Source organism: Staphylococcus sp. FSL W8-0305, from assembly GCF_037966415.1.
Classification (GTDB): Bacteria; Bacillota; Bacilli; order Staphylococcales; family Staphylococcaceae; genus Staphylococcus; species Staphylococcus aureus.
This window is the reverse complement of the sequence record NZ_CP150198.1, coordinates 675,687-697,166: the sequence shown is the minus strand read 5'-3', so window position 1 is coordinate 697,166 and position 21,480 is coordinate 675,687. Positions and strand designations below refer to the sequence as shown.

The window sequence follows — 21,480 nt, the reverse complement described above, 5'->3', positions numbered from 1 at the left end:
TCAAAATTTATATTAAAGAATGAGATTATCTAACAATTCGCAATTTCTGTTTGAACTGAATTTAGATTAGAATAAATAAAACCTCTTGAAAACGTAACTTTTTCAAGAGGTCCAAAATTTATAAAAATGAGGGCTTAACAATTACGATAATATATAACGGTTTAAAATATTACATTTCGCGGTACAAACCAATTACTTTCCCGATTACAGCAACATTGTCGAGGTAAATTGGCTCCATTGTACTATTTTCAGGTTGTAATCGATAACGATTTTTTTCTTTATAGAAGCGTTTGACAGTTGCTTCATCTTCCTCAGTCATAGCAACAATAATGTCTCCATTTTCTGCTATGGTTTGACTGCGAACAATTACTTTGTCTCCGTCTAATATACCAGCCTCAATCATACTGTCGCCTACGACGTTTAATATGAATATGTCGCTATTGTGTGTCGATGTTAAGTGTTCAGGTAATGGAAAATATTCTTCAATATTTTCTACTGCGGTAATAGGAACACCTGCTGTGACTTTACCAATAACTGGCACATGAATCGTTTCTTCCATATTAATATTATCATTTGTTTGATCACTTACAATTTCTATAGCACGTGGTTTCGTTGGATCTCTTCTTATATAGCCTTTTTCTTCAAGACGTGAAAGGTGACCATGAACAGTTGAACTGGATGCTAAGCCAACTGCTTCACCAATTTCGCGAACACTAGGCGGATAACCTTTCGTTTGAACAACTTGTTTAATATAGTTATATATTTCGCTTTGTCGTTTTGTTAATTCTCTCATATATAGGCACTCCCTAAATTAATTTAAATACAGTATATCATTAATTCACAACCAAAACAAACATTTGTTCGTTAAAATATTGACACAGAACATAAGTTCTTATAAATTACTAATACAAACAAATGTTCTAGGAGTGAAAATGATGTTTTACAATAAATATAAAAACGTATCAACATATATCATCATATTTTTAGTTTCAAGTGCAGCCTTTGCAATATTCTTGTTAAGTGCGAACGTTAGTGCTCACTCGGAACAAGTGTACGAAATGACTGACCATCAAATTAAGAACAATACGATAAATAAAGCATACGAACATAAAGACCCTACAAACAATAGCGAACAAAGAGATGGGAAAGTGTTCGCTTTAATAAATTGATACATTGTCACAACGTTATTTTGCCTATTTTTGCGAAATAGCGTTTTTTATTACTTTTTTGCTGATCTTAAATTTGTTATATTTTGTTAAAGTATTATAATGATTGAATAAACAAATTGAAGGTAGGTTTTTTAATTGAGTAATTCTGATTTGAATATCGAAAGAATTAACGAGTTAGCTAAAAAGAAAAAAGAAGTAGGATTAACTCAAGAAGAAGCAAAGGAGCAAACAGCGTTAAGAAAAGCTTATCTTGAGAGTTTTAGAAAAGGGTTTAAACAACAAATTGAAAATACTAAAGTAATTGATCCAGAAGGTAATGATGTAACACCTGAAAAAATTAAAGAGATACAACAAAAAAGAGATAATAAAAATTAAAACACAAATCTGTAAAGAATTTTCTGACATTATAACTTGAAATAAGTATTTTACTTATCTTTTTATTTTAAAATAAGTTATAATGTATTTGATAAAATTGAAGAAGGGAAGATACACAAGATGTTTAATGAAAAAGATCAATTAGCTGTTGATACGCTACGTGCACTAAGTATCGACACAATCGAAAAAGCGAATTCTGGTCATCCAGGATTACCTATGGGAGCTGCCCCAATGGCTTACACTTTGTGGACACGTCATCTGAATTTTAATCCACAATCTAAAGATTACTTCAATAGAGACCGTTTCGTATTATCTGCAGGGCATGGTTCAGCACTATTGTATAGCTTGTTACATGTTTCTGGTAGTTTAGAATTAGAAGAATTAAAGCAATTTAGACAATGGGGTTCTAAAACACCAGGTCATCCTGAATACAGACATACAGATGGTGTAGAAGTTACTACTGGACCACTTGGACAAGGTTTTGCTATGTCAGTTGGATTGGCTTTAGCAGAAGATCACCTAGCAGGGAAATTTAATAAAGAAGGATATAATGTTGTAGATCATTACACATATGTATTAGCTTCTGACGGTGATTTAATGGAAGGTATTTCGCATGAAGCAGCTTCATTTGCTGGACATAATAAATTAAGTAAATTAGTTGTTTTATACGATTCAAATGATATTTCATTAGATGGCGAATTAAACAAAGCTTTTTCTGAAAACACAAAAGCTCGTTTTGAAGCATATGGTTGGAATTACTTACTAGTTAAAGATGGTAATGATTTAGAAGAAATTGATAAAGCGATTACTACAGCTAAATCTCAAGAAGGACCAACAATTATTGAAGTTAAAACAACAATCGGATTTGGTTCACCGAATAAAGCAGGAACTAATGGTGTTCATGGGGCACCTTTAGGTGAAGATGAAAGAAAATTAACATTCGAAAATTACGGTTTAGATCCTGAAAAACGTTTTAATGTTTCAGAAGAAGTATACGAAATTTTCCAAAATACTATGTTAAAACGTGCTAATGAAGATGAATCTCAATGGAATTCATTATTAGAAAAATATGCAGAAACATATCCTGAATTAGCAGAAGAATTTAAATTAGCGATTAGTGGTAAATTGCCTAAAAATTATAAGGATGAATTACCACGTTTTGAATTTGGTCATAATGGTGCATCTCGTGCTGATTCTGGTACTGTTATTCAAGCAATCAGTAAAACTGTCCCTTCATTCTTTGGTGGATCAGCAGACCTTGCTGGTTCAAACAAATCCAATGTAAATGATGCAACAGATTATAGTTCTGAAACACCTGAAGGTAAAAATGTGTGGTTTGGTGTACGTGAATTTGCTATGGGTGCTGCTGTAAATGGTATGGCTGCACATGGAGGTTTACATCCATATGGTGCAACATTCTTCGTATTTAGTGATTATTTAAAACCAGCGTTACGTTTATCATCAATTATGGGATTAAATGCAACGTTCATCTTCACGCATGATTCAATTGCAGTAGGTGAAGATGGTCCTACTCATGAACCAATTGAACAATTAGCTGGATTAAGAGCCATTCCAAATATGAATGTTATCCGTCCTGCTGATGGTAATGAAACAAGAGTAGCATGGGAAGTTGCCTTAGAATCTGAATCTACACCTACTTCATTAGTATTGACACGTCAAAACTTACCGGTTTTAGATGTACCAGAAGATGTAGTTGAAGAAGGCGTTCGAAAAGGTGCCTATACAGTTTATGGCTCTGAAGAGACACCAGAATTTCTATTATTAGCTTCAGGTTCAGAAGTTAGTCTTGCAGTTGAAGCTGCTAAAGATCTTGAAAAACAAGGTAAATCAGTGCGTGTTGTTTCAATGCCTAACTGGAATGCATTTGAACAACAATCTGAAGAATATAAAGAATCAGTTATTCCATCAAGCGTAACAAAACGTGTTGCGATTGAAATGGCTTCACCGCTTGGATGGCATAAATATGTAGGTACTGCAGGTAAAGTTATTGCTATTGACGGCTTTGGCGCAAGTGCACCTGGCGATTTAGTAGTTGAAAAATATGGCTTTACAAAAGAAAATATCTTAAACCAAGTTATGAGCTTATAAGAATAATTTATAAAGCGAGTATGTTTAGAAGTCTAGGATGCATAATCTTAGGCTTCTTTTAAAGTGTTGAAATTTAGAGTATCGCACTCAAACTACATCATAAGTGATAAGTTTTGAAAATATACTATTTCAGATTAATCTTTAAAACCTCTGTTATAACAGCATGATTTTTGATATTATTTTTAGTATCGATATTAAAATACTTGAATAAACTAGTTCTTGAAATAATGTGATGAATTTAGTAAAATTCAGTAGGATAAAGAAAGCGGGTGAAACAATGGCAACTTGGTTAGCAATTATTTTTATAGTAGCTGCATTAATTTTAGGTTTAATTGGAGGTTTCCTTTTAGCTAGAAAATATATGATGGACTACTTGAAGAAAAACCCACCAATCAACGAAGAAATGCTTCGTATGATGATGATGCAAATGGGTCAAAAACCTTCTCAGAAGAAAATTAATCAAATGATGACGATGATGAATAAAAATATGGATCAAAATATGAAGAGTGCGAAAAAGTAAATTCGCAATTGATAGAGGCTATTTTCCAGATATGGAAATGGCCTCTTTTTATAATCAAATTAATAAGGATAAATATGTTTATTAAAATTAAAGTTAACAAAATGACGAATAGACTGAGAAATGCTATAATTCATTTTGTATGATTTACAGAGAGTTTATTTAACGAGAAGGTGTCTGCGTGCTCTATTTAATATTTTCAATCATTGTAGCTTTATTTATGGGAACTCTAGTTATAGTTATTCGTATGAAAGCTCAAAATTATCCGGTAAATGAGAAAAAAATAGTTTTGCCACCGTTTTTTATGGCGACTGGTGCATTGATGTACGTCGTTCCATATTTTAGGCTAACAGGATCGGAAATGCTAGAAGCCTTTATAATTGGTTTGCTTTTTTCTACAGTTCTAATTTGGACTTCTCGATTTGAAGTCAAAGGTACAGAAATTTATATGAAACGATCTAAAGCATTTCCAGTTATTTTGATTTCATTACTTGTCATTCGTACTGTGATGAAAATATTCATTAGTAATGAAATAGATCCTGGAGAATTAGGCGGCATGTTCTTTTTATTAGCATTCTGTATGATTGTTCCTTGGAGAGTAGCAATGCTATATAAATACAAAAAACTAAAGAAAACATTAATCAATTAATTACTTCTAAAACCACTTGTGATCGACTTCTAAATCAGTCAATGAGTGGTTTTAATTTTACTTGAAAAGGTGAAATGATTATATTAAAATAAAAGCGAACAAATGTTCTATATGGAGGCAGTAATGAAAATTATACATACAGCAGACTGGCACTTAGGGAAAATATTAAATGGCAAACAGCTTTTAGAAGATCAAGCGTATATTTTAGATATGTTCGTAGAAAAAATGAAAGAAGAAGAACCTGATATCATTGTGATAGCTGGAGATTTATATGACACAACATATCCAAGTAAAGATGCAATCATGTTATTAGAACAAGCGATTGGAAAGCTGAATTTAGAACTGCGTATACCAATAATTATGATTAGCGGAAATCACGATGGTAAAGAGAGATTAAACTATGGGGCGAGTTGGTTTGAAAATAATCAGTTATTTATAAGAACAGATTTTACATCGATTAATTCACCAATAGAGATAAATGGGGTTAATTTTTATACACTCCCTTATGCTACTGTGAGCGAAATGAAACACTATTTTGAAGATGACACCATTGAAACGCATCAACAAGGAATTACGCGCTGTATTGAAACAATAGCACCGGAAATTGATGAAGGTGCCATCAATATTTTAATTAGTCATCTGACTGTTCAAGGTGGAAAGACATCTGATTCTGAAAGACCATTAACTATTGGAACGGTTGAATCAGTTCAGAAAGGTGTTTTTGATATATTTGATTATGTCATGCTAGGTCACTTGCATCATCCATTTAGTATAGAAGACGACAAAATTAAATATAGTGGCTCCTTATTGCAGTATTCATTTTCGGAAGCGGGTCAAGCAAAAGGGTATAGACGTGTAACAATTAATGATGGCATTATTAACGATGTATTTATTCCTCTTAAGCCGCTTAGACAATTGGAAATTATCTCGGGCGAATATAATGATGTTATTAATGAAAAAGTTCATGTGAAAAATAAAGATAATTATTTACATTTTAAACTTAAAAATATGTCTCATATTACTGATCCAATGATGAGTTTAAAACAAATTTATCCTAATACTTTAGCGCTGACGAATGAAACTTTTAGTTACAATGAAGAAAATAATGCTATAGAAATAAGTGAAAAAGATGACATGTCAATCATCGAAATGTTTTATAACCATATAACTGATAAAGAATTATCGGATATCCAATCTAATAAGATAAAAAATATTTTAGAAAACGAATTGAGAAAGGAGGATTAATGAATGAAACCATTACATTTAAAGTTGAATAATTTCGGCCCCTTTTTAAAAGAAGAAATTGATTTTTCTAAAATTGATAATAATGAATTGTTTTTAATAAGTGGTAAGACTGGATCGGGTAAAACAATGATTTTTGATGCAATGACTTATGCCTTGTTTGGTAAAGCATCAACTGAACAAAGAGAAGAAAATGATTTGAGAAGTCATTTCGCTGATGGTAAACAGCCGATGTCAGTAACGTTTGAATTTCAATTAAATAATCGAATTTATAAAGTGCATAGACAAGGCCCTTATATCAAAGAAGGTAATACAACAAAAACGAACGCTAAATTTGATGTATTTGAGATGGTGGATGGCAAGTATGAAATTAGAGAAAGTAAAGTAATTTCAGGTACCCAATTCATTATTGAATTATTAGGAGTAAATGCAGATCAATTCCGACAATTGTTTATTTTGCCTCAAGGTGAATTCAAACGCTTTTTAATATCAAACAGTCGTGAAAAGCAAGGGATATTAAGAACGCTGTTTGACAGTGAAAAATTTGAAGCTATACGAGAAATATTAAAAGAAGAAGTAAAAAAAGAAAATGCTCAAATCGAGAATAGATATCAACAAATTGACCTTTTATGGCAAGAAATTGAATCATTTGATGATGACAAAATAAAAGGCTTATTAGAGGTTGCCACTCAACAGATAGACAAAGTGATTGAAAATATACCACTTTTACAAGCTAGGTCGAAAGAAATACTAGCATTTGTAAATGAAAGTAAAGAAACTGCTATTAAAGACTATGAAATAATAGAAAAGAAAACACTAGAAAATAATATATTAAAAGATAATATTAATCAACTCAACAAAAATAAAATTGATTTCGTTCAATTGAAAGAGCAACAACCTGAAATAGAGGAAATTGAAGCTAAGTTAAAGTTGTTACAAGATATTACAAACCTATTGAATTATATTGAAAATAGAGAAAAAATTGAAACTAAAATCGCTAATAGCAAAAAAGATATTTCTGAAACCAATAATAAAATATTGAATCTTGAGTGTGATAAGCGAAACATAGACAAAGAGAAAAGAATGTTAGAAGAAAACGGAGATTTAATTGAAAGTAAAATCTCTTTTATTGATAAAACTAGAGTATTATTTAACGATATTAATAAGTATCAACAAAGTTATCTCAATATTGAACGCTTGAGAACTGAGGGTGAACAATTAGCTGATGAATTAAATAATCTAATTGAAGGTTTAGAAAAGGTCGAAGATTCAATAGGTAATAACGAAAGTGATTACGAGAAAATTATCGAACTAAATAATGCGATAACTAACATAAATAATGAAATTAATGTAATTAAAGAAAATGAAAAAGCTAAAGCTGAATTAGATAAACTATTAGGTAGTAAGCAAGAGTTAGAGAATCAAATTAATGAAGAAACATCTACATTGAAGAATCTCGAAATAAAATTAGATCGCTACGATAAATCAAAATTGGACTTAAATGATAAAGAAAGTTTTATAAGTGAAATTAAATCTGCTGTAAAGATTGGAGATCAATGTCCGATATGTGGTAATGAAATTCAGGATTTAGGGCATCATATTGATTTTGACAGTATCGCTAAACGTCAAAATGAAATTAAAGAAATTGAAGCAAATATCCACACTATGAAATCGAATATTGCTGTACATAATTCTGAAATTAAATTTGTTAATGAAAAAATATCGAATATTAATATTAAAACGCAAAGTGATTTCTCACTCGAAGTATTGAATAAGCGTCTGCTAGAAAATGAAAATGCATTGAATAATCAAAGAGAGCTTAATAAATTTATAGAACAAATGAAAGAAGAAAAAGATAATTTAACGTTGCAAATTCATAATAAACAATTGCGTCTAAATAAAAATGAATCTGAGTTGAAATTATGTCGAAATCTCATCACTGAATTTGAAACACTCTCGAAATATAATAATATCACTAATTTTGAGGTGGATTATAAGAAGTATGTACAAGATGTGAATCAACATCAAGAACACTCAAACCAGATTGAAGATAAGTTAATACAATTATCTCAAAGAAAGTTAATTGAGCAAAATAATCTAAATCACTATGAAAAACAACTAGAAACTTACAATAATGACTTAGAATTGAATGAACAATCTATTGAAATGGAAATGTCGAGGCTGAATTTAACTGATAACAATGATATAAATGAAATAATAGCCTGGAGGGGCGAGCAAGAGGAATTAGAGCAGAAAAGGGATACTTATAAAAAACGTTATCATGAATTTGAAATGGAAATAGCTAGGTTAGAATCATTAACCAAAGATAAAGAGTTATTGGACTCTGATAAATTAAAAGATGAATATGAACTAAAAAAAGGAAAGATGAATACACTGATAGATGAATACTCTGCTGTTCATTATCAATGTCAAAATAATATTAATAAAACACAATCTATAGTTTCGCATATTAATTACTTAAATCAAGAATTAAAGGATCAACAAGAAATATTTCAATTGGCTGAGATTGTCAGTGGTAAGAATAACAAAAATCTTACATTGGAAAACTTCGTCTTAATTTACTATTTAGATCAAATTATTGCTCAAGCAAATCTGAGATTAGCGACAATGTCAGATAATCGATACCAACTAATTAGGCGAGAAGCGGTTTCTCATGGTCTTAGTGGCCTAGAAATTGATGTATTTGATTTGCATTCAAATAAGTCTAGACATATTAGCTCGTTATCAGGTGGAGAAACTTTCCAATCGTCGCTTGCATTAGCTTTAGGGTTAAGTGAAATTGTACAGCAGCAATCAGGAGGTATTTCACTAGAATCAATTTTTATTGATGAAGGATTCGGTACATTAGATCAAGAAACGCTTGAAACAGCGTTAGACACTTTGTTAAATCTTAAATCAACTGGTAGAATGGTTGGGATTATTTCACATGTGAGCGAATTGAAAAATAGAATACCTTTAGTTTTAGAAGTGAAATCAGATCAATATCAGAGTTCAACAAGATTCAAAAGAAATTAAAACATAAAAAATAGAGATGGTACTTTGGAATGTATAGAACAACCTTAGCCCATCTCTTTTTATTTAAAAATTATTTTTTCTCACGTAATAAATCTCTGATTTCAGTTAATAACACAACATTTTCTTCCACAACTGCTTCTTCTTCGGCTTCTTCTTTCTTCATTAAGGTATTTGCAATCTTAACGAAGATGAATAAAGCAAACGCGATGATAATAAAGTCGATAACAGATTGGATAAATAAACCATATTTAATACCCCAGAATGACCATTCTTTAGCAAAATCAACTGATCCGAAAATTTTACCAATTAATGGCATAATGATATTTTCTACTAATGAAGATATAATCTTGTTGAAAGCTGCACCCATCACAACAGCAATTGCTAAATCTAAGACGTTACCTTTTAAGGCGAACTCTTTGAATTCTTTTAACATTACACTCAACCTCTCTTTTTTAAATGTAACCTCAATTATACAACAAATAAAAAAATTAGAAAATAGATTATTTAAGAAAATTTGATTATCGCAAAGACCTTTGTTATCCTATAAAGGTGCGTGAGTTATTGAATAAAATGTTTAGATAATATTTTTATTCTACTACATAAAATTAAATATAGAATTGAAGGGAGTAATTAATTATGAATTCTTCTTCACCAGAGAATCCAAATGGAAAGAAGTATTCACCAGTCTTCATCTATAGTGCAATTGTTGTTGCTATAGTCGTATTACTTGGTGCATTTTTACCTGAACAATTCAACTATGTTACCAATAATATTAAAATGTGGATTACAGAAAAGTTAGGTTGGTATTATCTTATTCTTACTACGATTATCGTGTTCTTCTGTATATTCCTTATTTTTAGTCCTATTGGAAAACTTAAACTAGGTAAACCAAATGACAAACCTGAGTTTAATACAATTTCATGGTTTGCTATGTTGTTTAGTGCTGGTATGGGGATAGGTTTGGTGTTTTATGGTGCAGCTGAACCGATGGCGCACTTTGCTACGCCACCTACGGCAGATCCCAAAACTACTGAAGCTTATACTGAAGCCCTACGTTCAACATTTTTCCATTGGGGATTCCATGCTTGGGCTGTTTATGGTGTTGTTGCGTTAGCGTTGGCATATTCGCAATTCCGTAAAGGTGAACCAGGTTTATTATCTAGAACTTTACGTCCTCTTTTAGGTGATAAAGTAGAAGGTCCTATTGGGATTTTTATTGACGTTTTATCTGTATTTGCGACAATCGTTGGGGTAGCTGTTTCGTTAGGTATGGGTGCTCTACAAATTAATGGTGGTTTACATTACTTGTTCAATGTTCCAAACAATACGTTTGTACAAGCGATTATCATCATTGTTGTTACTATCTTATTTATAGCAAGTGCATGGTCTGGATTAAGTAAAGGTATTCAATACTTAAGTAACTTGAACATTGGTTTAGGTACTATTTTAATGGTAGCTGCTTTAATTGTTGGACCAACTGTTCTTATTTTAAATATGTTAACTAGCTCTACGGGTAGTTTACTAAACACATTCTTGTTTAATAGTTTTGATACAGCTGCTTTAAATCCTCAAAAACGTGAATGGATGTCTTCATGGACACTTTATTACTGGGGTTGGTGGTTAAGTTGGAGCCCATTCGTTGGTGTGTTTATTGCACGAGTTTCAAAAGGACGTTCAATTAGAGAGTTCATTTCTGGTGTCTTGCTAGTTCCAGCAATTGTTAGTTTTGTATGGTTTAGTGTCTTTGGTGTATTAGGCATCGAGACAGGTAAGAAATACAAAGAAATTTTTGATATGACTCCTGAAACACAGCTATTTGGAGTGTTTAATCATGTGCCATTTGGCATTGTTTTATCGTTGATTGCATTATTATTAATTGCATCATTCTTTATTACATCTGCTGACTCAGCAACATTTGTATTAGGAATGCAAACAACATTTGGTTCATTAAATCCATCTAGAATGGTAAAAGTTGTTTGGGGAATTTCACAGGCCTTAATAGCATTTGTACTTTTATTAGCTGGTGGCGGTAACGGTGCTGAAGCTTTAAATGCGATTCAAAGTGCTGCAATTATAAGTGCATTCCCATTCTCCTTTGTCGTCATACTCATGATGGTAAGTTTCTACAAGGATGCAAACCAGGAACGTAAATTCCTAGGTTTAACATTGACTCCGAATAAACACCGCTTACAAGAATATATCAAGAGTCAACAAGAAGATTATGAATCTGACATTCTTGAAAAGCGTCAGTCACGTAGAAATATAGAGAAAAAAGATAACTAATAAAATTTAGTCAAGTATTTTAATAACAAGTAGTATGTCATTCTAGTAGCTAGAACAGATATACTACTTGTTTATTTTTGTGGAAAATTGAGTATATTCAAAATGATAAGAACGAGAATTTCGTTATTAAACTACGAATTCTCGATTTTTTTATATTTTAAAATAGGTTTATTTATGACAACTTAATAGTAAGGGGTTTGACAAAGCTAAAGTGATGTACGACGGTATAAACAAAAATTAACTAAACATATTTCGGTATGTGTATATCAAAAGAATGACATTGAAAAGAAATTTTAAAGTTTGACGCAATAATTTTCTTTCTGCTCAATGAAATAATACGTTTAAAAATTGAATTGAATCATTCACGAAATTGATAATTATTCTCAATTAATAAAAAATACTTATTACACCTTACCTGCATGATAAGTTTTACTTATATACTCTGATTAAAAAGTCAAAACCTAAATTAAGCGTTTTCTAAGCATGATGAGTTGTTTATCAATAAATATAATAATACAATTTAATCAAGGCATATAAATATAAAAATGTATCAAGGGGGATCATTAAATGGCTGCAAATTTTAAAGAGCAATCAAAAAAACATTTTGACTTGAATGGCCAAAGTTATACTTACTATGATTTAAAAGCTGTAGAAGAGCAAGGTATTACTAAAGTTTCGAAATTACCTTATTCAATTCGTGTTTTGTTAGAATCTTTACTTCGTCAAGAAGATGATTTTGTAATTACAGACGATCATATTAAAGCTTTAAGTCAGTTTGGAAAAGATGGAAATGAAGGCGAGGTACCATTTAAACCTTCTCGTGTTATTTTACAAGATTTCACAGGTGTACCAGCCGTAGTTGATTTAGCTTCTTTACGTAAAGCAATGGATGACGTTGGGGGAGATATTACTAAAATTAATCCAGAAGTACCGGTGGATTTAGTTATTGACCACTCAGTTCAAGTGGATAGCTATGCAAACCCAGAAGCACTTGAACGTAATATGAAATTAGAATTTGAACGTAACTATGAACGTTATCAGTTTTTAAATTGGGCAACGAAAGCATTTGATAATTACAATGCAGTTCCTCCTGCAACTGGAATAGTTCACCAAGTTAACCTAGAATATTTAGCAAGTGTTGTACATGTTCGTGATGTAGATGGTGAAAAAACTGCATTTCCAGATACATTAGTTGGTACTGATTCACATACAACAATGATAAATGGTATTGGCGTACTAGGATGGGGTGTTGGTGGTATTGAAGCTGAAGCTGGAATGCTTGGACAACCTTCTTATTTCCCAATTCCAGAGGTTATTGGTGTACGACTAGTAAATTCATTACCACAAGGCGCAACAGCAACTGATTTAGCGTTGAGAGTAACTCAAGAGCTACGTAAAAAAGGTGTTGTTGGCAAATTTGTAGAGTTCTTTGGTCCAGGTGTACAACATTTACCACTAGCAGACCGTGCTACAATCGCAAACATGGCACCTGAGTATGGAGCAACTTGCGGATTCTTCCCAGTTGATGATGAATCTCTTAAATATATGAAGTTAACTGGTAGATCAGACGAACATATCGCGCTTGTAAAAGAATATTTGAAACAAAACCATATGTTCTTTGATGTTGAAAAAGAAGATCCTAATTATACAGATGTTATCGAATTGGATTTATCAACAGTTGAAGCATCGCTTTCAGGACCAAAACGTCCTCAAGATTTAATTTTCTTAAGTGATATGAAATCATCATTTGAAAATTCTGTAACAGCTCCAGCGGGCAACCAAGGACACGGTTTAGATAAAAGTGAATTTGATAAGAAAGCAGAAATTAACTTCAAAGATGGATCAAAAGCTACAATGAAAACAGGTGATATTGCAATAGCAGCAATTACATCATGTACAAATACATCTAACCCTTATGTAATGTTAGGTGCAGGTTTAGTTGCTAAAAAAGCAGTTGAAAAAGGCTTGAAAGTTCCTGAATACGTTAAAACTTCTCTAGCACCAGGATCAAAAGTTGTTACCGGATATTTAAGAGGTGCTGGCTTACAACCCTATTTAGATGATTTAGGCTTCAACTTGGTTGGTTATGGATGTACAACTTGTATTGGTAATTCAGGTCCTTTATTACCAGAAATTGAAAAAGCGATTGCTGATGAGGACCTATTAGTGACATCTGTATTATCTGGTAACCGTAACTTTGAAGGTCGTATCCATCCTCTTGTTAAAGCCAATTACCTAGCTTCACCACAGTTAGTTGTTGCTTATGCATTAGCTGGAACGGTTGATATTGATTTACAAAATGAACCTATTGGTAAAGGTAATGACGGTGAAGATGTATATTTGAAAGATATTTGGCCATCAATTAAAGAAGTTTCAGATACCGTTGATAGTGTTGTAACACCTGAATTATTTATTGAAGAATATAATAACGTATACAATAACAACGAATTATGGAATGAGATTGATGTAACTGATCAACCTCTATATGACTTTGATCCTAATTCAACATACATTCAAAATCCATCATTCTTCCAAGGATTATCTAAAGAACCGGGTACGATTGTTCCGTTAAATGGTTTACGTGTTATGGGTAAATTCGGTGATTCTGTGACAACTGACCACATCTCTCCAGCAGGTGCAATTGGTAAAGATACGCCAGCTGGTAAATATTTACAAGATCACCAAGTGCCTATTCGTGAATTTAATTCATATGGTTCAAGACGTGGTAATCACGAAGTAATGGTTCGAGGTACGTTTGCTAATATACGTATTAAAAACCAATTAGCGCCAGGTACTGAAGGTGGTTTTACAACTTATTGGCCAACAAATGAAGTAATGCCTATCTTTGATGCTGCAATGAAATATAAAGAAGATGGTACAGGTTTAGTTGTATTAGCTGGTAACGATTATGGTATGGGTTCATCTCGTGACTGGGCAGCAAAAGGTACAAACTTATTAGGTGTTAAAACGGTTATTGCACAAAGTTATGAACGTATCCATCGTTCAAATTTAGTTATGATGGGTGTATTACCATTAGAGTTTAAAAAAGGTGAATCAGCTGATTCTCTTGGTCTAGATGGTACAGAAGAAATTTCTGTTAATATTGATGAAAATGTTCAACCACATGACTACGTCAAAGTTACTGCTAAGAAGCAAGATGGTGATTTGGTAGAATTTGACGCTATGGTTCGTTTTGACTCACTTGTTGAAATGGATTACTATCGCCACGGTGGTATTTTACAAATGGTTTTAAGAAATAAATTAGCGCAATAAAAAATAGGTATCACAGTAAATTTTTTATCGGTATTTGAGGCACTTTGATAGTGCTCTAAAAATAGCTCTATAAACTTTATGATTTAATAGGTCGGTTCAAAACCTTTGTGTTCTTGGCCGGCCTCTTCTTGTATTTTATGTTAGAATGAGATATAAAGTTAAACTGAAAGAAGGCTTAAAATGATATATAGTATTACAGAAATAGAAGCGCGTTATGCTGAAACTGATAAGATGGGTGTAATTTATCACGGGAATTATGCAACTTGGTTTGAAGTTGCGCGGTTGGATTATATATCGAAGTTAGGTTTTAGTTATGCTGATATGGAAAAACAAGGAATCATTTCACCTGTGACTGACCTCAATGTCAATTATAAAAAGTCTATTTTTTATCCAGAAAAAGTTAAAGTTAAAACTTGGGTTGAAAAATATTCGAGATTACGTTCAGTGTATAAATATGAGATTTTTAATGAAAAAGGTGAACTTGCAACTACAGGTTCCACAGAATTGATTTGCATTAAAGAAGATACTTTTAAGCCTATACGGTTGGATCGTTATTTCCCAGATTGGCATGAAGCCTATAGTAAAGTGCAAGCGCTCAATAATGAAGGGAAAATAGTAGAGATAATGGATGGTATTGATTCTTTATAAGTTACTATAAATGTTTGGAGAGGCAATATTAATATTTAATCTATAAAAAATAGTCAATACGTTAACATTAACATAATTAGCGTGAAGATAAGCTAATATATATAGCAAAAACGAACTTGTTCATACAACATCAGATGTGCTAAACCAAAGTACAACTTCCGAGGTTCAGTACACATCAGAATGTGTAAACAAGTTCGTTTTATTTTAGTTATTTTTTGGAATAAGAAATTTCATCTTCGTGATCAACTACATTTACAATAATGTGGTCATCTTCAAAGTACCACAAATCTTTTTCCGCTACGACAACATTTAAATCGTCATATTGTTGTTCATAGCCAATATCAACATCTTCCTTTGGTTCAACTGTAAAAGCAGGACTAAATCCTTGCTTGAGTTGGAATTCGCCACCATATCTTACAAAAAACACGAGCACTTTATTATTTTCAGGTAACTCAAGTTCATTTTTAAACCAAGTTACTGCTGCATCAGTAAGTTCTATTTGCATAACAATGACCTCCTATATTTATTACAGAATGGGAGTGGGCCCAAACTCGTATTGTTTGTGGAATTTCTTTTCGAAATTCTCTGTGTTGGAGCCCACCCCAACCTGCACATTATTGTAAGCTGAATTTCCATAAGCTTCTATGTTGGGACCGCCGACCAGAATTGAAAAAAGCTAGTTATAAGCGCATTTCGTTCTGTCAACTACAGCTAATATAACATTGTGGAACCTATGACATTGATTTATGTCTCGGTCTCAAATGTTCTTGTAAAAAAACTAAGTATAGTTGAATTTTAAGTTAAAAAAATTGTTTTTGCAAAAATAAAATAATCCATCAACTGCAAAAAAATATGCAATGATGGACTAATGTCAAAAAATTGTTACATCCATTTTATTTTAGGTTCTTCGCCTCTAAAAATCCTTGCGATATTAGAGCGATGTCTAATTATCAATATGATTGAAACTAAGAAACTAACGACTAATAAAATATAGTCTTGAATGATAAGCGAGCCAATCACACAGCAAATTGCTGCAACGATACTTGCTAAAGAAACATATTTAAAAATCTTCAATACAATAAAGAAGATAATTGCAAGTATTAGTAATAGTATCGGGTTGACTCCCAAGACGACACCTGCACTAGTTGCAACAGCTTTGCCACCTTGGAATTTTAAATAAACTGGGTAAACGTGTCCAAGTATAGCGAATAAGCCTACAATTAAACCATTTGTAAAAAAAGTACTAATAGGGCCATCTGCGTGAACTGGTAACCATAAAGGGAAGAAAACAGTTATGAACCCTTTGAAAATATCTAGAAATGTTACCAAGAATCCTGCAGGACGACCTAATACTCTAAAGCTATTAGTAGCGCCAGTATTACCACTACCAAATTGTCTAATATCTTTTTTGAAAAATAATTTTCCAATTACGAATCCACTTGGGAAAGCGCCGATAAGATAACTTAGTAGTAACATGACGATTATCATCATAAATATTACACATCCTTTAATATCTTAGGACTATTTTATCATATTCGTTTAAATTACGGCTAAAATTTTTAAAAACGGGGATTAATATATGGAATTAAGCTATGAAAGTTAATTGACACTTGCATTTTACGCTGATTTATATAAGAATAACTATTGTATAGTTTTAAAAACGAACGTACGTTTGCAGGAGGCGAAATCATTGGCAATGAATAAACAAAATAATTATTCAGATGATTCAATACAGGTTTTAGAGGGGTTAGAAGCAGTTCGTAAAAGACCTGGTATGTATATTGGATCAACTGATAAACGGGGATTACATCATCTAGTATATGAAATTGTCGATAACTCCGTCGATGAAGTATTGAATGGTTACGGTAACGAAATAGATGTAACAATTAATAAAGATGGTAGTATTTCTATAGAAGATAATGGACGTGGTATGCCAACAGGTATACATAAATCAGGTAAACCGACAGTCGAAGTTATCTTTACTGTTTTACATGCAGGAGGTAAATTTGGACAAGGCGGCTATAAAACTTCAGGTGGTCTTCACGGCGTTGGTGCTTCAGTTGTAAATGCATTGAGTGAATGGCTTGAAGTTGAAATCCATCGAGATGGTAATATATATCATCAAAGTTTTAAAAACGGTGGTTCGCCATCTTCTGGTTTAGTGAAAAAAGGTAAAACTAAGAAAACAGGTACCAAAGTAACATTTAAACCTGATGACACAATTTTTAAAGCATCTACATCATTTAATTTTGATGTTTTAAGTGAACGACTACAAGAGTCTGCGTTCTTATTGAAAAATTTAAAAATAACGCTTAATGATTTACGCAGTGGTAAAGAGCGTCAAGAGCATTACCATTATGAAGAAGGAATCAAAGAATTTGTTAGTTATGTCAATGAAGGAAAAGAAGTTTTGCATGACGTGGCTACATTTTCAGGTGAAGCAAATGGTATAGAGGTAGACGTAGCTTTCCAATATAATGATCAATATTCAGAAAGTATTTTAAGTTTTGTAAATAATGTACGTACTAAAGATGGTGGTACACATGAAGTTGGTTTTAAAACAGCAATGACACGTGTATTTAATGATTATGCACGTCGTATTAATGAACTTAAAACAAAAGATAAAAACTTAGACGGTAATGATATTCGTGAAGGTTTAACAGCTGTTGTGTCTGTACGTATTCCAGAAGAATTACTACAATTTGAAGGACAAACGAAATCTAAATTGGGTACTTCTGAAGCAAGAAGTGCTGTTGATTCAGTAGTTGCAGACAAATTACCATTCTATTTAGAAGAAAAAGGACAATTGTCTAAATCACTTGTAAAAAAAGCAATTAAAGCACAACAAGCAAGGGAAGCTGCACGTAAAGCTCGTGAAGATGCTCGTTCAGGTAAGAAAAACAAGCGTAAAGACACTTTGCTATCTGGTAAATTAACACCTGCACAAAGTAAAAATACAGATAAAAATGAATTGTATTTAGTCGAAGGTGATTCTGCGGGAGGTTCAGCAAAACTTGGACGAGACCGCAAATTCCAAGCGATATTACCATTACGTGGTAAGGTAATTAATACAGAGAAAGCACGTCTGGAAGATATTTTTAAAAATGAAGAAATTAATACAATTATCCACACAATCGGGGCAGGCGTTGGTACTGACTTTAAAATTGAAGATAGTAACTATAATCGTGTAATTATTATGACTGATGCTGATACTGATGGTGCGCATATTCAAGTGCTATTGTTAACATTCTTCTTCAAATATATGAAACCGCTTGTTCAAGCAGGTCGTGTATTTATTGCTTTACCTCCACTTTATAAATTGGAAAAAGGTAAAGGCAAAACAAAGCGAGTTGAATACGCTTGGACAGACGAAGAGCTTAATAAATTACAAAAAGAACTTGGTAAGGGCTTCACGTTACAACGTTACAAAGGTTTGGGTGAGATGAACCCTGAACAATTATGGGAAACGACGATGAACCCAGAAACACGAACTTTAATTCGTGTACAAGTTGAAGATGAAGTGCGTTCATCTAAACGTGTAACAACATTAATGGGTGACAAAGTACAACCTAGACGTGAATGGATTGAAAAGCATGTTGAGTTTGGTATGCAAGAGGACCAAAGTATTTTAGATAATTCTGAAGTACAAGTGCTTGAAAATGATCAATTTGATGAGGAGGAAATCTAGTGAGTGAAATAATTCAAGATTTATCACTTGAAGATGTTTTAGGTGATCGCTTTGGAAGATATAGTAAATATATTATTCAAGAGCGTGCATTGCCAGATGTTCGTGATGGTTTAAAACCAGTACAACGTCGTATTTTATATGCAATGTATTCAAGTGGTAATACACACGATAAAAATTTCCGTAAAAGTGCGAAAACAGTCGGTGATGTTATTGGTCAATATCATCCACATGGAGACTCCTCAGTGTACGAAGCAATGGTCCGTTTAAGTCAAGACTGGAAGTTACGACATGTCTTAATAGAAATGCATGGTAATAATGGTAGTATCGATAATGATCCACCAGCGGCAATGCGTTACACTGAAGCTAAGTTAAGCTTACTAGCTGAAGAGTTATTACGTGATATTAATAAAGAGACAGTTTCCTTCATTTCAAACTATGATGATACGACGCTCGAACCAATGGTATTGCCATCAAGATTTCCTAACTTACTAGTGAATGGTTCTACAGGTATATCTGCAGGTTACGCGACAGATATACCACCACATAATTTAGCTGAAGTGATTCAAGCAACACTTAAATATATTGATAATCCGGATATTACAGTCAATCAATTAATGAAATATATTAAAGGTCCTGATTTTCCAACTGGCGGTATTATTCAAGGTATTGATGGTATTAAAAAAGCTTATGAATCAGGTAAAGGTAGAATTATAGTTCGTTCTAAAGTTGAAGAAGAAACTTTACGCAATGGACGTAAACAGTTAATTATTACTGAAATTCCATATGAAGTGAACAAAAGTAGCTTAGTAAAACGTATCGATGAATTACGTGCTGACAAAAAAGTCGATGGTATCGTTGAAGTACGTGATGAAACTGATAGAACTGGTTTACGAATAGCAATTGAATTGAAAAAAGATGTGAACAGTGAATCAATCAAAAATTATCTTTATAAAAACTCTGATTTACAGATTTCATATAATTTCAACATGGTCGCTATTAGTGATGGTCGTCCAAAATTGATGGGTATTCGTCAAATTATAGATAGTTATTTAAATCATCAAATTGAGGTTGTTGCAAATAGAACGAAGTTTGAATTAGATAATGCTGAAAAACGCATGCATATCGTTGAAGGTTTGATTAAAGCGTTGTCAATTTTAGATAAAGTAATCGAATTGATTCGTAGCTCTAAAAACAAGCGTGACGCTAAAGAAAACCTTATCGAAGTATACGAGTTCACAGAAGAACAGGCTGAAGCAATTGTAATGTTACAGTTATATCGTTTAACAAACACTGACATAGTTGCGCTTGAAGGTGAACATAAAGAACTTGAAGCATTAATCAAACAATTACGTCATATTCTTGATAACCATGATGCATTATTGAATGTCATCAAAGAAGAATTGAATGAAATTAAAAAGAAATTCAAATCTGAACGACTGTCTTTAATTGAAGCAGAAATTGAAGAAATTAAAATTGACAAAGAAGTTATGGTGCCTAGTGAAGAAGTTATTTTAAGTATGACACGTCATGGATATATTAAACGTACTTCTATTCGTAGCTATAATGCTAGCGGTGTTGAAGATATTGGTTTAAAAGATGGTGACAGTTTACTTAAACATCAAGAAGTAAATACGCAAGATACCGTACTAGTATTTACAAATAAAGGTCGTTATCTATTTATACCGGTTCATAAATTAGCAGATATTCGTTGGAAAGAATTGGGGCAACATGTATCACAAATAGTTCCTATCGAAGAAGATGAAGTGGTTATTAATGTCTTTAATGAAAAGGACTTTAATACAGATGCATTTTATGTTTTTGCGACTCAAAATGGCATGATTAAGAAAAGTACAGTGCCTCTATTTAAAACAACGCGTTTTAATAAACCTTTAATTGCTACTAAAGTTAAAGAAAATGATGATTTGATTAGTGTTATGCGCTTTGAAAAAGATCAATTAATTACCATCATTACAAATAAAGGTATGTCTTTAACTTATAATACAAGTGAACTATCAGATACCGGATTAAGGGCAGCTGGTGTTAAATCAATAAATCTTAAAGCAGAAGATTTCGTTGTTATGACAGAAGGTGTTTCTGAAAATGATACTATATTGATGGCCACACAACGCGGCTCGTTAAAATGTATTAGTTTTAAAATCTTACAAGTTGCTAAAAGAGCACAACGTGGAATAACTTTATTAAAAGAATTAAAGAAAAATCCACATCGTATAGTAGCTGCACATGTAGTGACAGGTGAACATAGTCAATATACATTATATTCAAAATCAAACGAAGAACATGGTTTAATTAATGATATTCATAAATCTGAACAATATACAAATGGCTCATTCATTGTAGATACCGATGATTTTGGTGAAGTAATAGACATGTATATTAGCTAAAAACTATATGCAATAACGAAATTAAATGATAAAATACAGTAATGTTAAATTTTGACTAAATTCAAGGGATTTATATTAAATGCTGACCA

Annotated in this window: 17 protein-coding genes; 13 read left to right on the top strand and 4 right to left on the bottom strand. The window is 32.3% G+C overall.

The features are described from left to right. Positions 1-169 precede the first annotated feature (169 nt). The gene (gene lexA, locus NST10_RS03490) at positions 170-793 is read right to left on the bottom strand and encodes a transcriptional repressor LexA (RefSeq protein ID WP_001208760.1); all 624 of its coding nucleotides are present in this window, start codon (positions 791-793) and stop codon (positions 170-172) included. Positions 794-935: 142 nt separating this feature from the next. Here lexA and sosA point away from each other — a divergent pair, with 142 nt between their 5' ends. The 8 genes from sosA to sbcC all read left to right on the top strand — a co-directional run bounded on the left by sosA (position 936) and on the right by sbcC (position 9,097). Then, on the top strand, positions 936-1,169 hold the full coding sequence (sosA, locus tag NST10_RS03485) for a DNA damage-induced cell division inhibitor SosA (RefSeq protein WP_000499651.1): 234 nt from the start codon (positions 936-938) through the stop codon (positions 1,167-1,169). A gap of 135 nt (positions 1,170-1,304) precedes the next feature. Then, on the top strand, positions 1,305-1,544 hold the full coding sequence (locus tag NST10_RS03480) for a DUF896 domain-containing protein (protein WP_000071351.1): 240 nt from the start codon (positions 1,305-1,307) through the stop codon (positions 1,542-1,544). Positions 1,545-1,664: 120 nt separating this feature from the next. Next, positions 1,665-3,653, top strand: coding sequence for a transketolase (gene tkt, locus NST10_RS03475; protein WP_000481438.1), 1,989 nt, complete (start codon positions 1,665-1,667; stop codon positions 3,651-3,653). A 277-nt stretch (positions 3,654-3,930) separates the two neighbouring features. Then, entirely contained in the window at positions 3,931-4,173 is a 243-nt protein-coding gene (locus tag NST10_RS03470) for a YneF family protein (protein ID WP_000246909.1), read from the top strand. Continuing rightward, complete coding sequence (locus tag NST10_RS03465) at positions 4,160-4,258, top strand: hypothetical protein (protein WP_016187065.1); 99 nt, start codon at positions 4,160-4,162, stop codon at positions 4,256-4,258. The genes NST10_RS03470 and NST10_RS03465 overlap by 14 nt, the downstream gene beginning before the upstream one ends. Before the next feature lie 93 nt (positions 4,259-4,351). Beyond that, on the top strand, positions 4,352-4,819 hold the full coding sequence (locus NST10_RS03460) for a CcdC family protein (RefSeq protein ID WP_000966146.1): 468 nt from the start codon (positions 4,352-4,354) through the stop codon (positions 4,817-4,819). A 123-nt stretch (positions 4,820-4,942) separates the two neighbouring features. Then, the gene (gene sbcD / locus NST10_RS03455) at positions 4,943-6,064 is read left to right on the top strand and encodes an exonuclease subunit SbcD (protein ID WP_000691309.1); all 1,122 of its coding nucleotides are present in this window, start codon (positions 4,943-4,945) and stop codon (positions 6,062-6,064) included. A gap of 3 nt (positions 6,065-6,067) precedes the next feature. Next, the gene (gene sbcC, locus NST10_RS03450) at positions 6,068-9,097 is read left to right on the top strand and encodes an exonuclease subunit SbcC (RefSeq protein WP_000803176.1); all 3,030 of its coding nucleotides are present in this window, start codon (positions 6,068-6,070) and stop codon (positions 9,095-9,097) included. A gap of 70 nt (positions 9,098-9,167) precedes the next feature. On the opposite strand, the gene mscL is transcribed toward sbcC, so the two are convergent. Beyond that, on the bottom strand, positions 9,168-9,530 hold the full coding sequence (mscL, locus tag NST10_RS03445) for a large conductance mechanosensitive channel protein MscL (protein ID WP_000910489.1): 363 nt from the start codon (positions 9,528-9,530) through the stop codon (positions 9,168-9,170). 203 nt (positions 9,531-9,733) lie between these two features. Between mscL and NST10_RS03440 the strand changes: the two genes are divergently transcribed. The 3 genes from NST10_RS03440 to NST10_RS03430 all read left to right on the top strand — a co-directional run bounded on the left by NST10_RS03440 (position 9,734) and on the right by NST10_RS03430 (position 15,301). Continuing rightward, positions 9,734-11,380, top strand: coding sequence for a BCCT family transporter (locus NST10_RS03440; RefSeq protein WP_001088983.1), 1,647 nt, complete (start codon positions 9,734-9,736; stop codon positions 11,378-11,380). 567 nt (positions 11,381-11,947) lie between these two features. After that, positions 11,948-14,653, top strand: coding sequence for an aconitate hydratase AcnA (gene acnA, locus NST10_RS03435; protein ID WP_000729731.1), 2,706 nt, complete (start codon positions 11,948-11,950; stop codon positions 14,651-14,653). A 180-nt stretch (positions 14,654-14,833) separates the two neighbouring features. Continuing rightward, positions 14,834-15,301: a thioesterase family protein gene (locus NST10_RS03430; protein WP_000640483.1), complete on the top strand. Its 468-nt coding sequence runs from the start codon at positions 14,834-14,836 to the stop codon at positions 15,299-15,301. A 208-nt stretch (positions 15,302-15,509) separates the two neighbouring features. Here NST10_RS03430 and NST10_RS03425 read toward each other — a convergent pair whose 3' ends face one another. Continuing rightward, positions 15,510-15,806 (bottom strand): HesB/YadR/YfhF family protein, encoded by a 297-nt coding sequence (locus tag NST10_RS03425; RefSeq protein ID WP_001165376.1) that lies wholly within the window; start codon positions 15,804-15,806, stop codon positions 15,510-15,512. Between the two features lie 377 nt (positions 15,807-16,183). Beyond that, positions 16,184-16,792, bottom strand: a complete 609-nt coding sequence (gene plsY / locus NST10_RS03420; RefSeq protein WP_000972779.1) for a glycerol-3-phosphate 1-O-acyltransferase PlsY — start codon at positions 16,790-16,792, stop codon at positions 16,184-16,186. A 205-nt stretch (positions 16,793-16,997) separates the two neighbouring features. On the opposite strand from plsY, the gene parE reads away from it, so the two are divergent. Both parE and parC read left to right on the top strand, forming a co-directional pair. Then, complete coding sequence (gene parE, locus NST10_RS03415) at positions 16,998-18,989, top strand: DNA topoisomerase IV subunit B (RefSeq protein WP_001574370.1); 1,992 nt, start codon at positions 16,998-17,000, stop codon at positions 18,987-18,989. Next, entirely contained in the window at positions 18,989-21,391 is a 2,403-nt protein-coding gene (parC, locus tag NST10_RS03410) for a DNA topoisomerase IV subunit A (RefSeq protein ID WP_339211246.1), read from the top strand. The genes parE and parC overlap by 1 nt, the downstream gene beginning before the upstream one ends. The last annotated feature ends 89 nt before the right edge of the window (positions 21,392-21,480 follow it).

Excerpts from the sequence above, each read along its gene's own strand:
- NST10_RS03425 (WP_001165376.1), bottom strand. The coding sequence starts at position 15,806 with ATGCAAATAGAACTTACTGATGCAGCAGTAACTTGGTTTAAAAATGAA.
- sbcC (WP_000803176.1), top strand. The coding sequence starts at position 6,068 with ATGAAACCATTACATTTAAAGTTGAATAATTTCGGCCCCTTTTTAAAA.
- mscL (WP_000910489.1), bottom strand. The coding sequence starts at position 9,530 with ATGTTAAAAGAATTCAAAGAGTTCGCCTTAAAAGGTAACGTCTTAGAT.
- NST10_RS03470 (WP_000246909.1), top strand. The coding sequence starts at position 3,931 with ATGGCAACTTGGTTAGCAATTATTTTTATAGTAGCTGCATTAATTTTA.
- plsY (WP_000972779.1), bottom strand. The coding sequence starts at position 16,792 with ATGATGATAATCGTCATGTTACTACTAAGTTATCTTATCGGCGCTTTC.
- tkt (WP_000481438.1), top strand. The coding sequence starts at position 1,665 with ATGTTTAATGAAAAAGATCAATTAGCTGTTGATACGCTACGTGCACTA.
- sosA (WP_000499651.1), top strand. The coding sequence starts at position 936 with ATGTTTTACAATAAATATAAAAACGTATCAACATATATCATCATATTT.
- lexA (WP_001208760.1), bottom strand. The coding sequence starts at position 793 with ATGAGAGAATTAACAAAACGACAAAGCGAAATATATAACTATATTAAA.
- sbcD (WP_000691309.1), top strand. The coding sequence starts at position 4,943 with ATGAAAATTATACATACAGCAGACTGGCACTTAGGGAAAATATTAAAT.
- acnA (WP_000729731.1), top strand. The coding sequence starts at position 11,948 with ATGGCTGCAAATTTTAAAGAGCAATCAAAAAAACATTTTGACTTGAAT.
- parE (WP_001574370.1), top strand. The coding sequence starts at position 16,998 with ATGAATAAACAAAATAATTATTCAGATGATTCAATACAGGTTTTAGAG.
- NST10_RS03430 (WP_000640483.1), top strand. The coding sequence starts at position 14,834 with ATGATATATAGTATTACAGAAATAGAAGCGCGTTATGCTGAAACTGAT.
- NST10_RS03440 (WP_001088983.1), top strand. The coding sequence starts at position 9,734 with ATGAATTCTTCTTCACCAGAGAATCCAAATGGAAAGAAGTATTCACCA.